A 13,278-nucleotide genomic window follows, 5' to 3' on the forward strand; every position below is an offset into this window, starting at 1 on the left:
TGCATTGGCTGGACGCTTACCGCCCTCAGGGATCTCTGTCCTTAAAGTGAGCTCAGAGCGCTTTACGATGAGCACCACGAAGCTTTTAAGAATGATCTCTTGAATATGGCTGTCGTCGAGGATGCGTTGCAGTAGGTGACTGCGATCGCTCTCTGTTTTGGAGTCGTGATAGGCGATCACCAAGACAGGCACGCCATAACTCTCTGATTTTTCGCAGGCCTCATCAAGCGAAAACGCCAACCGGTTGCGCAAGACGAATCGTCCGGGAAACTCCTCCGGCAGCGCCTTTGGATCTGTTTTTACTATGCGTACTATGTCAGGCAGGACTGCATTACTAGTGAATTGGTCTTGGGCAGACTGATCTAGCTCACTATTGATGGTGACCCGAAACACCTCTCCTGTTACGTTGTGCCAGATAATCTCACTGCCGACAATCTCTACCCATAAATGGGTGCAAGCGCGGTAGTCTCCGTGAAGATCCCAGCGAATACGGATATACCCGGGGCTGCCTCTCAGCCATGATTCCTTTCAGTCTCTCTCATGTGGAGGCGAAATTGTACCGAACATTTCGTCGTGCTTTCGTCGTGCTGCGAAATCACTATCTTAGGCAAGGCCTTAGCCCCGTCGGGTGGAGGAGCCCTGTTTGGGCGAGGCAAATTGGTGGTGCTTTGACTGGGTAGGGAGGGGATACCGTCCAAGCGGTAGTACGACCTGCGTTATCGCGCTAGGAACTCTCCGAGGTATTGCAGGGGCCAGCCCTACCAGTGACTTACGTCACCAACGACAAGCGGTGATGGGGGGAGGGGCGGCCTCTATTTCTACAGGTGTAATGATGCCATGGCTCGTTCAGATACGTGCCAGATCGGTGGTATCGAACAGCCGATCCCTGTCGTATCGAAGGTTAAAGGCTCACTTTCTTGCCTGATAAGGCGAGAATTCCTCCTTTTGGATCTGGCACCCAAGAGGTAGAGTTTTGCGACAATAGTTGGAATAGATGGGAGAGGGGGGAGGGATTAATGTTCAGGTGACGCGGGTAGCGATCAAAACCGACCAAAATCGTGTGACAATTGCGTCCATCCGAGGGCAAACGTCCTGTCCATACGAAGATCAATATTCAGTTAAAGAGTGGAATTACGCCTGATCATAGTCAAATTAATCCTCCTGAATTTGGATTCGCTCCTCGAAATCAGAGGGTCAGGACTCTGGTTTGCTACATCCCCGAGGAACGTCCTGAACCCAGCGAGATGCTTGGCCAAACTGAAGGCGGACAATCCAGCGGAGCGTCTTCTTCGCTGCGGAAATAAAGGATGCTGAGGTAGCGGTTCAGAAGCGTCAATGCCTAGATAAAGCAGATAGTCCTCAAAATAATGGCCAAATTTCGGGCTGAGCTCCACGCTCGGGGATGAAGAGCCAGGCCTACGCCATTCCCAGCGGCCAAGCCCATTCTTGACAAAGTAAGCAAGACAACCAGGCGCTTGAGGAGTCTCAGTTACCTCATCAATTGAAATCTTCGTAATCGCTGAGGGCGTCTTTACCCAATCCACCACAGTGAAACTTTTGCCCTTTGGAGCGCACGTCCATAAATGAGCATTGCAAAAATGGAAGAAGCCAGCTGCCCAATTATAATTTCGCCGAATCATATGCAGGACACTGGCCTGAGTGACGCCCTTGATGCTGTCCAGCTTGAGCTGGTACGGCCGCCATCTCTGATTTGGCCCCCATTCGCTGAAGGGCAATAACGAATTTTCGACAAAGCGTGGACAGGCCTTTGCACCGATCCAGTTCGCCGGTGGATGGAGTCTGAAGCGGAGATACTCGATAAATTGCTCATCAGTCCAATCACGCAAAGATATGCCTTGGAGCAAGCTCCAGTTGAGCATGGACTCAAGATGATGAGTTGCAACATTGAAGTCCTTCTGGGGATTATTCCAGGAAGGCGCGATGGCGCGTATATACCAGGAGCCAAGGCGAATCATAGAGAAAGGCTAGCAGTCGGCGCCGAAACCTTTCAGATAAGCCAAGGCGTAACGGTTTTCAGGGAAACACTCCGTATACGGATCCCAGAGATGGTATGGCGGAAAGATTGGGCATGGGACAGCCGGTTCAGCCATGCAAACCTCGATAAGCTAAAGTGAGTGGCTAGGCGTGTGAGGCCGTCACCAAGGTTTAGCCCATTCTGCGGATGATTCAAATGCTGGCTGCTGGGAAATGTGTGAGGAGGTTCGCTTACACGACGTGTACAAGCATGACGATAGGGTAAGCTCGGGATTTGCGAAACCAGGCTTGATATCTAGGATGAGGATTGGGAGCTAATGCATTGATAGGGTTGAAGCTCTGGGTTTCTGAAAACGAGGCTATAGGTTGGTGGAGGCGGCTACATGAACATATCCGACATAACACTTAATTTAACATAATACACATTATGCGCACCCACACATAATAACCCCAGTCCATACTCAACCACATTTCAAGCTTGCCACGCCCATTCCCTTTGTTCACGATAACGCACATTTTCAAGATTCCGAAAAGGCTCTCCTCATGAATCTGTTACGCAAATGGCGCGAGCGTCAGCAACGTAAAGCCCTGCGTGGTTTGTCCAGACTTGAACGGGTTACACAGAAACTGCGTAATCGTTATCCGCAGTTCAGTTTCGGTCTGGGTACTTATGGCGATCTCAAGGTTCATGACTGGCATGAAGGCACTACGTTGCGTGTGGGTGCCTATACCTCCATTGCGGGCAACGTCGAGGTTTACCTGGGCGGTCATCATCGTACTGATTGGCTCAGTTCCTATCCGTTCCCGGCCATGATCGAGGAAGTCGCTCACATCAAGGATTTCGGCGGCACCAACGGTGACGTGGTGATCGGCAACGATTGCTGGATCTGCTCGCACACCAAGATACTGTCGGGTATCACTATCGGCGACGGTGCCATTGTGGCTGCCGGCTCTCTGGTTACCCGTGATGTTGCGCCTTACTCGATTGTCGGCGGGAATCCGGCCAGGCACATTCGCTGGCGCTTTGAAGAAGACATGCGCCAACTACTCGAACAATCTGCCTGGTGGAACTGGCCTGAGTCCGAGGTCAGATCTGTCGCACATCTTCTTTGCTCAACGGATCTGCAACCATTTGCTGAGTATCTGGCAAATCGCGCCAATCCCGAATCGGGCAATGCGCAATAGAGGCCTTAGCCACCAATCACAACCTTTTCTCCGGCTTTCAAACCGGACACCACCTGAGCCCTGACCTTGTTATTGATGCCGATACGGATATTTTCTGTTCTGATCTGATCCTTTTCCTCAAGGACCCGCACCGCAAAAGTACCATCGGGATTCGGGTCTCCCAGTGCGGCTACGGGGATCGTCAGGACCTCCTTGCCGGTTTCAAGCACTACCCGGACCTGGGCTGTCATGTTGATTCTCAAGCGACCGTCCGGATTGGGGACGTCGAACAGGGCATTGTAGAAGACGGGTGAGTCTGACCGCCCTGCTCCGCTGGCCTGGCTGGCGAACCGGGTGGAGGCAGGTTCAATGCCACGCAATGTGGCGCTGTAACGCTTGTCGCGATCACCGAGTATGGTGAAGTAGACCGGCATGCCGATCTTGATCCTGACTACATCCGCCTCGGAAACCCGCGCCTTGATGGTCATGGTGTCGAGTCTGGCCATTTTCAGAATTACCGGGGCCAATTGTTCGGCAATGACTGTCTGACCTTCCTGAGTGACGATGGCCAGGACCTTGCCGTCCATAGGCGCCAGAATACGGGTGTACCCGAGGTTTATACGCGCGGTTTCTATCCTGATGCCGGCCGTGCGAACCTGGGCTTGAAGCGAGGCCAGTGTGGCGCTCAGCTCTTCATAGTCATAACGCGCCTTGTCGAGATCTTCACGAGAAACCGCCACGTCGGATCCCAACGCCTCATAACGCTGATAGGTCATCCGTGCGAGCTTCAATTGATGAGCTGTCGCATCCCGATCGGCGATGAGTCTTTCGTGGTTGACGATTGCCTGGCGTAGCGCGTTGCGTGCTGGCAGAGGATCGATTTCAGCCAGCAGTTGATCCTTGTGGACGTTGTCACCGGGAACGACATTCAGTGTTTGCAATTGCCCGGACACTTGCGCGCCAACGTCCACTTGCTGCTGCCCCTGAAGTACTCCGTCCGCCAGCACCGCATTTTCGATATCGGTGATTTCTGCCGAGGCTGTCAGGTAGCTGGACGTCTCACTATCGGTTACACCTTTATAGAGTGCGTAGCCTGCCAGCGAAACCAGCAGGTCGATGAAGATCACCCTCAGAAGGATTTTGCGGTAGTTCAATCTCTTGAAGAAACGCCAGATCCTCACCTTCAGGTCCTTTTAGCAAGCGATGCGAACCTGCCGCAGAGTGGTTTCAAAAAACCAGGATAAAAGGTGTGCATGAGTTCCCTCCTCACCGATACGACTACCGCCTCAAAACGGGAAGTGAGCATCACTCCCCAGGCAGAGAAATAGAAGCATCCAGACGCGGACACGTCTGTCCTTGCAATCGGGGACAAGATTCCTGCGGTTCTTTCGTGAAGCGGGAAATGATCTGCAACATCGTTGTACTCATCCACGGCATCAGGTTTTTCCTGAGCGCAGGTTTTATCTTTTTTTAACAGTGCCAGACCGTGCATGATCAGGCACTCTGCCTTTTATGCGCCTCTGAAAATCAGGGTTACTCATGGCAGAAAACCCCGCCAGGCTAGGATCTGTAACGCCTCCAGAGCCATGCATGACAGTTTGTCCCCAGTTTCCCTTACAGACATGGACTGGAGCGCCTGTGTACATTCATTCATACATTAGGGGTCTTGTCCTACAAAATTAACACGCAACAAGGCAAGACATTGATGGAATTCCGAACTGGACGAGGTCTGGAATCCTGGCGGAAATTAATGCCATGGGGGCGCAAGTGTGATGAATGCCAATCTACGAATGACGGGTAAGCAGCCGGCTTATTTTCTGGAACTGGGACGTCTGATCTCGAGCGTTGGTGATGCGCAGTTCGTCTCTAACATGTACCAGCTCATAACCGCTTCGGTACCTATCGATCTACTGGATCTGAGCGAGTGGACGATTGACGAGAACGAAGCAAGCATCATCAGCATCCAGCCACTGGGGCGTGAAGGCACCGAGCGCAAGCAAGGTGCGCCGGCAGCCTCTCAGGACAACCAGATGTTGCTTACCCGGATGCTCAATCTGGACGATTCATTGCTTATCCATCTCAAGTGTCCATTCAACGATATGCCAGGCAGCACGACAGGCTCGGCAATCGCCTATCAATGCAACCTGGTTTCACGCAAGTCCAATCGCCGCTGTGTGATCTCTATACACCGCGAACAACCGCTACGCGATTTCTCCCTTCATGAATTGTCGTTCCTCAAGAATTTCTCCGAAACACTGCTGCCCTTGCTGGAGCGTCACGCCCAGGCGACACGCAACCTTTGCAGTACACCGACTGAAGACGATCCTGCGATGCTCGGTGGCCAGCAACTGCTTAGAGACTTCAACGAAAAACTGACGTTGTCCGAGGTCAGGCTGTCGTTGCGTGAAAAAGAGATCTGTCTTGGCCTGCTCGCCGGGTCGACCGTTCCGGAAATGGCTGAAAAGCTCCATGTCAAAAACAGTTCTATAGAAACCTACCTCAAGCGTGCAGCAGCCAAGCTTGGCGTCAAGGGACGTCATGGTCTGGTGAAGTGGATGATAGGGGTTTCGCAGAGTGCTTAGGTCATTGACTGTAGCTGGCGACAGAACTCCCCGGAAAAGGCTCTCTCAATGAAGTATTTTTTATTCAGCGCCGTAGCAGCTTCGATCATGCTTGGCGGCTGCTCCCTCATTCCTGATTATCAACGCCCACCCTCCCCTGTGGCGGCCAGCTATCCGGGCCCGGCAGACATCAGCGGCCTGGCGGATATAGCTGCAGCAGATCAGGGCTGGCGGAATTTCTTTCGTGATCCAGTGCTTGCCCAGTTGATCCAGAGCTCTTTGTCGAACAACCGTGACCTGCGCATGGCTGTGCTCAATCTCGAGGCCTACCAGGCCCAGTATCGTATCCAGCGCAGCGACTTGTTTCCTGCAGTTTCGGCGAGCGGATCGGGCACTCGGCAGAGCCTGCCAACCGACGTGTCATTGCTCGATGAGCGAACCATCAGCAGCACCTACTCCGCCACGCTGGGTATCAGTGCCTACGAGCTGGACCTGTTTGGACGAAACCGCAGTCTCGCCCGGGAAGATCTGGAAACATATCTATCCAGTGAACAAGCACGGCGCAGCACCCACTTGAGTCTGGTGGCCAACGTGGCGAACGCCTACCTCTCCTGGCGTGCCGATCAGGAACAGCTCAAACTCACCCGCGACACACTGCAGACCTACGAGCAAAGCCTCAAGTTGACTCAGCAGCAAGGCTCCGCGGGCACAGCCTCGGCCCTGGCCATCAGACAGGCGCGTACTTCAGTAGAAAGCGCCCGAGCTCGCTCTGCACAGTATGAAAGGCTGGTTGCCCAGGACCTCAATGCACTGACATTGCTGGTAGGCACAAACGTTTCGGACAGTTTGCCGGCACTGCCCTTGAGCAGTGAGCTGCTTGGCAGCGTGCCCGCCGGATTGCCTTCGCAACTCTTGCAGCGGCGTCCCGATATTCTCGAAGCCGAGCACCTGCTCAAAGCCGCAAATGCCAACATCGGGGCTGCGCGTGCAGCGTTCTTTCCCAGCATCAGCCTGACTGCCAACGCAGGCACATCCAGCACCGAGCTGTCCGGACTGTTCAAGGCGGGTTCTGGCGGCTGGCTTTTCCAGCCCCAGATCAATATTCCGGTATTCAATGCCGGCAATCTGCGCGCCAGCCTGGATTACTCGAAAATCCAGAAAGATGTCCGGGTTGCGCAGTACGAAAAAAGCATACAAACCGCTTTTCAGGAAGTTGCCGACGGCTTGGCCGCCAGGCAGACCTACACACAACAGCTCGTTGCCCAGCGAGATTCGTTGAGTGCGAACGAGGACTATTACCGTCTGGCCGAAGCACGCTTTCGAAACGGCCTGGATAGCAGTCTCACCCTGCTCGATGCCCAGCGCTCGCTGTTCAATGCGCAGGCCACACTGATTTCGGATCGCCTGGCCCAATTGGCGGCTGAAGTGAATTTGTACAAGGCACTGGGTGGTGGCTGGTCTGAATACAACGCGCCTGCAAACCTTACTTCCCCCCCTCTCGTGCCACCGCCTGCCTGAGCTGGCGGTGCTGGCCATTGGTGAGGGTGATAATAATGACCATCATATAATGAAGGCCACTAGTCAACATGGAGGCAATATCAAATAGATAGCATTTGGCTAGCCTGTCAAATTAAGCTTTTTTCATCTGCAATTCTGTACTTTTTTGGAGTAGGGAAGTTAGTAGTGTTACTAATTCACTCAACCAAAAAACCTGAAGGCAACCCCCCTCCCCGTTTATAGGCAAAAGTGATAGAGCCCAGTCCATTCCGGTTGCACTAGATGCTGAAACGATATAGCCTTTTTTCCAATCAAGGCGCATGATTGGATTCAGATATGATCTTGTCGAATCTAGAAGCAGATGGAACAGTGACTTTGAAAATCATGAAATTTTCACATTTCGCGAACTCATGGGTTTCAGGCGCTCTAACGAAGCGAAGCGCGTCATTGAACTTATCTAATTGTCGGTTGTCGTATGACCATAATTCAACCTCAACGAATACTCTGACTATCTAGCACTCTCGACCGGATAACAGGCACGTTCTCGCGTGGCGACGATTGGTATTTATCGGACTGACTTTATGCGCAAAAAACTGCAGGGTTCTCAGATACTGGATTTGCTTGTCGAAGCAGAGCGGAACTTCCCTGCCGCCAGTGAAACAGAATACATCGCTTCCCTCTCCTCCCTGTTTGGCAAGTTGAACGTTGATTATTTTGCCTATCTGCGTATGGATTTGACCCCGCTGGGCAGTTCTCGAGTCTCGATATTCAGTAACTATCCCACCGAATGGATTGAGACGTACCGCAAGAAATCCCTCTACAAGAAAGACCCCGTCATCATTCATTCGGCCAACACCTCAAGCCCGTTCTTCTGGAGCGAGGTACTGCGCCCCAAGCATGCCAACCTGGAAGTGGTCGAACAGTCTGCCCGTTACGGAATAGAGCAGGGTTTTACCGTCCCCCTGCATGAGCCAGGCCGGACCTTCGGGTCGATGCATCTTGCCGCCTCCATGGATAACCAGGCGTTCGTGCCCAGCGTCCAATCCAACCTCCTGGTGGTTAAGGCCATCAGTGATCTGGCCCATCACAACCGTCCGTTGACCTGCGCAGGAATCGACTCTCTCAAGCTGACACCTCGCGAAAACGAGTTTTTACGCTGGCTGAGCATGGGCAAGACCTACAGGGAAATCGGCCTGATAATGAATATCAGCGAGCGTACAGTGAAGTTTTATGCCCACCAGATGACGGAGAAACTGGAGTGCGTTAATGTCAAGCAGGCAATGATGAAGGCCATGTACCTGAATCTGGTCTAGTCCAGACTAATATTCATATATATTTATCTTTCTACCATCACGTGTGCTTCCGCACTCAATTAGTGCGTGCCTGCTTGTCTTGCCTACTGATAGTGTAACTTTCATCCCCAAACATTTGTTTGAAACATCTATATGATAAGCCGTAAATAGTGACGGGCTGCGGCTTCGTGGGTTTGTTTAGTCGCCTAATACCTTAAGAACAGCGTGCGATAAACAATAACTATATGGTGCATTGAAAAAAACAATAACCGCCTGAGTAAGCTGTGCGAAATGATTCCTGTACCTAGGTACAGTAGTAAAAGACGGGGGCGAAAGTTAAAAATCAGGCACTCAATCAATATTCAGGTACCTGCGAAATAGTTACAGACCGTTCTTTTCCTTCAGCCATCTGAAATCGTAAAGGTTGTCCACTATTTCATTGTTTCCGGGTGTCGGGTCTTGAACCGTTTCTGTGTGGCAAGTTTGCGGGTTTTCACTTGCAGGCAGGAACAGCCTCCGAATTGCCGGGGAAGGCTTGGGGTGTGTCAGGACGATGCCCACCCAGGCCTTAGAGCTCAGTCACGCTTTTGTCGTGGCTGGAGAGGTTGAGGAGATTCAACCCTAAAAAATTTCATCTAACACAAAAGGAAGTCTGATGAACGTTCAACAACTTTTTCCCCATTTGGGCAAAGTCATCACCGGTACTGGAAGCCGCCATTTTGCCCGCCTTCTCCACGATCTGATCAGCGCCTCGCTTCAAGTAGATGCCACGCACGTGTCTCAACACCGCACAAGGCTCGTAGAAGTCGCGACAGGCGCCTCAGCACCCGCCCCCATTGATGCTGCACAACAGAGCGGACAGCAGCGCCTGGAGCCTGTATTGCTGAGCGCCGACCAGTTCGCCAATGCCCGTGTCGATAAAAGCATCAGGTTTGGCACGCCCGCCTGTGACATGGAAGAAATATCGGTTCATCGCGACGATCAAAATGAAGTGCCTCAAGTGCACCTGGCCTCACACAGCAACGGACAGCGTTGCGTCATCTCAGTCTATCGCTCATCGTCGTCCAGGCCATTCACCAGCCAGGAACGGGCGCAACTCAAGGATATGTCCTGGATGCTGCTGCCCATCGTCGAGGAGCATATCGCGACCCTCACGCCTGCACGCGCAGCAGTAGCTCCTACGCCAATTATTGCCGGTGCGGATGAAGATGCAGCGATGGAAAGCCTGCGTCAGCGTTTCCAGGATCGGCTGCAGGCTTCGGATCTGAGTCTGTCACTACGTGAAACAGAGGTCTGTGTAGGCCTGTTGGCAGGCCTCACGGTACCTCAGTTGGCCGAACGGCTCGAATTGAAGGTCAGCACGGTAGAAAGCTATTTCAAGCGCGCTGCGGTGAAAATGGGCATCGGCGGGCGCAGCCCTTTGCTTCGTTGGCTGCATGCCACCGATACCCGACGCCACTCTCCTGCTGTGGGTGTCTATCAGAAAGCTGTCTGAGCCGACGATTGGGCTCATCTCTCGCAACCTCGACTCTCCTATGCAACGGTATCGGTTGGACATCCCGGGATGTACTTGCCGATACCGCTGCTGCTCTCTCTAAATCCTCTTTTCCAATCGCCGTTACAGCTCCCGTCAGTCCCGTGCCAGGGCTTCGATCGGATCAAGCCGTGCCGCATTGCGTGCCGGCACGAAACCAAACACGATACCGATCAGGGTCGAGCACACGAAGGCCGTGATGATCGAACCCAGTGAAAACACCATCTGCCATTCCTTGACCGCCAGGGAAAACACATAGCCTATCGCGAAGGACAGGCCGATACCGATCAGGCCGCCCAACAGGCAGACCATCACCGCCTCTACCAGAAACTGCTGACGGATGTCGGAAGGTCTTGCGCCTACCGCCATCCTGATGCCGATCTCGCGGGTACGCTCGGTTACCGAGACCAGCATGATGTTCATGACGCCAATACCACCGACCACCAGGGAAATAACCGCAATCAGCGACAACAGCAGCGCCAGCGACTGGCTGGTTTTCTGCACCGTCTGCATGATGCTGTCCAGGTTATAGGTAAAGAAATCCTTGGTGCCATGCCGCTTCTCGATGAGTTTGGTCAGGTTTTCCTCCACCAGTTTACTGGGCTGGCCATCCTTGACCCGCACCGTGATGCTGTCCAGGTAGCGCTGGCCCAGCAAGCGGCCGGACGCCGTTTCATAGGGCATCCATACATTCAGGTTCTTGCTGGTGTTGAAGACACTTTTCTTGTCTTCGGTGACACCAATGACGATGCACGGCAGGTTATCCACCAGAATCACCTGGCCCAGCGGGTCGGTTTTCGGCCCGAACAGCCGCGTGCGGGTGTTGTGGTCGATCACCACTACCTGCGCCTGGCGAATGCTGTCCTCTTTGCTGAAGCCCACACCCTCGCCCATCTTGATGCCGCGAACCCGGAAATAGTTATCGCCGACCCCGTTGACGGTCGCGGTCACATCGAGGTTCTGATAGCGCAACAACAGGTTGCGGCCGACATTGGGCGTTGCGCTGTCGATGTAATACTGCTCCCCCAGCGCCGTGACATCGCCCAGTGACAGGGTTTCGATGGCAGCCGAGCGGCTGTCGCCCCAGTCGGTACCGGGAAACACCTCGATCGTCGTGCTGCCGATCGCGGCAATGTCATTGAGTACATAGCGCTTGGCGCCCTCCCCGACAGCCACGATCGATACCACCGAAGTGATACCTATCACAATCCCGAGCATGGTCAGCAAGGTGCGCATGCGATGAGAGATCAGCGCAACCCAGGCCATGGTGAACGCTTCGCGAAACAGCTCGAAGCTGGCCACCAGACGATTACCCTGCCGGCTTTTGCTCGGCAAGGCATCCTGCCCCTGCTCTTCGAGTGTCTGGCGCTCAGGGTTGAGACGGTCATTGATGATCTTGCCGTCGGAAATCTCGATAACCCGCTGCGCGTGCGCCGCGACCTTTTCATCGTGGGTGACCAGAATCACGGTACGCCCGGCTGCATTGAGCTCCAGCAGAATTTTCATCACTTCCTTGCCGCTGGCGGTATCCAGTGCTCCCGTCGGCTCATCGGCGAGGATGATTTCGCCGCCATTCATCAAGGCACGTGCAATGCTGACCCGCTGCTGCTGGCCACCGGAGAGCTGGTTGGGGCGGTTACGCAAATGATCGCCCAGTCCCAGGCGCGACAGCAGTTCCTGCGCCCGCTCATTGCGGGCCGACTCGCCGACGCCGGCATAGATCGCTGGCATCTCGACGTTATTGACCGCACTCAAGTGACTGAGCAGATGGTAACGCTGAAAAATGAAGCCGAAATGATCACGCCGCAATGCGGCCAGCTCGTCATCCGTCAGTGAGTGGGTTTCGCGCCCGCTGACCTTGTAGCTGCCGGCATCGGCGTGATCGAGACAACCCAGCACGTTCATCAGCGTCGATTTACCCGACCCAGATGCACCGATGATCGCCACCAGATCCCCTTCGTTGATTGTCAGGTTGATGTTGTCGAGGGCGATGAAATCCTTGTCGCCGGCACTGAAACGGCGGGTAATGCCTTGCAGTTCGAGTAATGGCTGGGTCGTCATGCGCCTGCTCCCGGAGTGGTGGTCGCCGTCGCCGTTGCGCTGGAAGGCTCGCCGATGACCACCTGATCGCCCTCCTGCAACCCGTCATCGATCTGCACCCGGACATTGTTGTTGATGCTGGTCTTGACCTTGCGCTCCTGGGCCAGTCCCTGCGCATCAAGCACTCGAACCGCAAAGCGGCCTTCCGCGTCCTTGTCGCCCAGGGCCGCAACCGGCACGGTCAATACGCCGCTGGCTTTGGAAAGCACGATCCGAACTTGCGCAGTCATCGAAATCCGCAGCTTGTGCTCCGGATTCGGCACATCGAACAGCGCGTTATAGAAAACCGCGGTGTTCTGGCGGCTGGAGTTATTGGCCTGTGTTTCCAGGAAGTTCTGTGGCGCAGGCTCGATGCCGCGCAATTTGCCGTAGTAGCGCTTGTCCGACTCGCCCAGAATCGTGAAATACACCTCCTGGCCCTGCTTGATGTGAATTACATCCGCTTCGGAAACCTGCGCCTTGACGGTCATGGTGTCCAGGTCGGCAAGCTTGAGCAGGACCGGTGCCAGTTGCTGGGCGATGACAGTCTGGCCTTCCTGGGTCACGATCCCCACAACGGCGCCGTCGATGGGCGCCACGATGCGCGTATAGCCGAGGTTGACCCGCGCAGTTTCTACCTGAATACGGGCGTCCTTGAGCTGAGCGTTCAAGGAGCGCAGGTTGGCAGCCTCGACCCTGAAATCCGACTCGGCCGTTTCAAAGTCCTGTCTGGAGATTGCATTGGCCGGCAGCAGATTCAGGTAACGCTCGTAGGTCGCCTTGGCTTTGCTCAACTGCGCCGCCGTGGCCTCTTTCTTGGCAATCAGGTCTTCTTCATTGACCTGAGCCTGGCGCAGGGAATTCTGCAGGACCACCGGGTCGATCTCGGCCAGCCATTGACCTTTCTTGACCTCGTCGCCCAGCGCGACCTTGAGCGACTTCAACTGGCCCGATACCTGGGCGCCGACGTCGACCTGCCGGACGCCTTGCAGGACACCGGTCGCCAGTACCGAATTCTCGATATCACTGCGCTCGGCCTTGGCGGTCAGATATTGCGGCGGTGCCTCCTCGGAGCGAGTCGCGGCATACAGGAACCCGGCAGCAGTCACCAGCGCCAGGATAATAATGGTTTTGCGAAACTTGAACTTTGGCATAT

11 protein-coding genes are annotated in these 13,278 nt (G+C 54.3%); 5 read left to right on the forward strand and 6 right to left on the reverse strand.

Annotated elements, in window-relative coordinates:
• Together ALQ04_RS26780 and ALQ04_RS26785 are read right to left on the reverse strand one after the other, a co-directional pair.
• Window positions 1–252, reverse strand: a 252-nt coding sequence (locus tag ALQ04_RS26780) for a hypothetical protein (protein ID WP_147466614.1), incomplete at its 3' end; no start/stop codon positions are given.
• Between the two features lie 866 nt (window positions 253–1,118).
• The gene (locus tag ALQ04_RS26785; protein ID WP_147466615.1) at window positions 1,119–1,976 is read right to left on the reverse strand and encodes a hypothetical protein; all 858 of its coding nucleotides are present in this window, start codon (window positions 1,974–1,976) and stop codon (window positions 1,119–1,121) included.
• A 562-nt stretch (window positions 1,977–2,538) separates the two neighbouring features.
• Between ALQ04_RS26785 and ALQ04_RS20035 the strand changes: the two genes are divergently transcribed.
• Entirely contained in the window at window positions 2,539–3,180 is a 642-nt protein-coding gene (locus ALQ04_RS20035; RefSeq protein ID WP_122317479.1) for a CatB-related O-acetyltransferase, read from the forward strand.
• A gap of 5 nt (window positions 3,181–3,185) precedes the next feature.
• On the opposite strand, the gene ALQ04_RS20040 is transcribed toward ALQ04_RS20035, so the two are convergent.
• Window positions 3,186–4,340, reverse strand: coding sequence for an efflux RND transporter periplasmic adaptor subunit (locus ALQ04_RS20040; protein ID WP_183142231.1), 1,155 nt, complete (start codon window positions 4,338–4,340; stop codon window positions 3,186–3,188).
• A gap of 2 nt (window positions 4,341–4,342) precedes the next feature.
• On the reverse strand, window positions 4,343–4,651 hold the full coding sequence (locus ALQ04_RS20045; protein WP_122317480.1) for a hypothetical protein: 309 nt from the start codon (window positions 4,649–4,651) through the stop codon (window positions 4,343–4,345).
• A gap of 280 nt (window positions 4,652–4,931) precedes the next feature.
• Here ALQ04_RS20045 and ALQ04_RS20050 point away from each other — a divergent pair, with 280 nt between their 5' ends.
• The 4 genes from ALQ04_RS20050 to ALQ04_RS20065 all read left to right on the forward strand — a co-directional run bounded on the left by ALQ04_RS20050 (window position 4,932) and on the right by ALQ04_RS20065 (window position 10,004).
• Complete coding sequence (locus ALQ04_RS20050; RefSeq protein ID WP_122317481.1) at window positions 4,932–5,741, forward strand: helix-turn-helix transcriptional regulator; 810 nt, start codon at window positions 4,932–4,934, stop codon at window positions 5,739–5,741.
• Window positions 5,742–5,789: 48 nt separating this feature from the next.
• On the forward strand, window positions 5,790–7,238 hold the full coding sequence (locus ALQ04_RS20055; protein WP_122317482.1) for an efflux transporter outer membrane subunit: 1,449 nt from the start codon (window positions 5,790–5,792) through the stop codon (window positions 7,236–7,238).
• Between the two features lie 560 nt (window positions 7,239–7,798).
• Window positions 7,799–8,530 (forward strand): LuxR family transcriptional regulator, encoded by a 732-nt coding sequence (locus ALQ04_RS20060; RefSeq protein ID WP_122317483.1) that lies wholly within the window; start codon window positions 7,799–7,801, stop codon window positions 8,528–8,530.
• Between the two features lie 634 nt (window positions 8,531–9,164).
• On the forward strand, window positions 9,165–10,004 hold the full coding sequence (locus tag ALQ04_RS20065) for a helix-turn-helix transcriptional regulator (RefSeq protein WP_122317484.1): 840 nt from the start codon (window positions 9,165–9,167) through the stop codon (window positions 10,002–10,004).
• Window positions 10,005–10,139: 135 nt separating this feature from the next.
• On the opposite strand, the gene ALQ04_RS20070 is transcribed toward ALQ04_RS20065, so the two are convergent.
• Entirely contained in the window at window positions 10,140–12,104 is a 1,965-nt protein-coding gene (locus ALQ04_RS20070) for a MacB family efflux pump subunit (protein ID WP_122317485.1), read from the reverse strand.
• The gene (gene macA, locus ALQ04_RS20075; RefSeq protein ID WP_122317486.1) at window positions 12,101–13,276 is read right to left on the reverse strand and encodes a macrolide transporter subunit MacA; all 1,176 of its coding nucleotides are present in this window, start codon (window positions 13,274–13,276) and stop codon (window positions 12,101–12,103) included. The genes ALQ04_RS20070 and macA overlap by 4 nt, the downstream gene beginning before the upstream one ends.
• Between the last annotated feature and the right edge of the window lie 2 nt (window positions 13,277–13,278).

Source organism: Pseudomonas cichorii (genome assembly GCF_003700275.1).
Taxonomy (GTDB): domain Bacteria; phylum Pseudomonadota; class Gammaproteobacteria; order Pseudomonadales; family Pseudomonadaceae; genus Aquipseudomonas; species Aquipseudomonas cichorii_B.

Coding starts and splice junctions, on each gene's coding strand:
- ALQ04_RS20035 (WP_122317479.1), top strand. CDS start 2,539: ATGAATCTGTTACGCAAATGGCGCGAGCGTCAGCAACGTAAAGCCCTG.
- ALQ04_RS20050 (WP_122317481.1), top strand. CDS start 4,932: ATGAATGCCAATCTACGAATGACGGGTAAGCAGCCGGCTTATTTTCTG.
- ALQ04_RS20060 (WP_122317483.1), top strand. CDS start 7,799: ATGCGCAAAAAACTGCAGGGTTCTCAGATACTGGATTTGCTTGTCGAA.
- ALQ04_RS20045 (WP_122317480.1), bottom strand. CDS start 4,651: ATGCACGGTCTGGCACTGTTAAAAAAAGATAAAACCTGCGCTCAGGAA.
- macA (WP_122317486.1), bottom strand. CDS start 13,276: ATGCCAAAGTTCAAGTTTCGCAAAACCATTATTATCCTGGCGCTGGTG.
- ALQ04_RS20070 (WP_122317485.1), bottom strand. CDS start 12,104: ATGACGACCCAGCCATTACTCGAACTGCAAGGCATTACCCGCCGTTTC.
- ALQ04_RS20055 (WP_122317482.1), top strand. CDS start 5,790: ATGAAGTATTTTTTATTCAGCGCCGTAGCAGCTTCGATCATGCTTGGC.
- ALQ04_RS26785 (WP_147466615.1), bottom strand. CDS start 1,976: ATGATTCGCCTTGGCTCCTGGTATATACGCGCCATCGCGCCTTCCTGG.
- ALQ04_RS20065 (WP_122317484.1), top strand. CDS start 9,165: ATGAACGTTCAACAACTTTTTCCCCATTTGGGCAAAGTCATCACCGGT.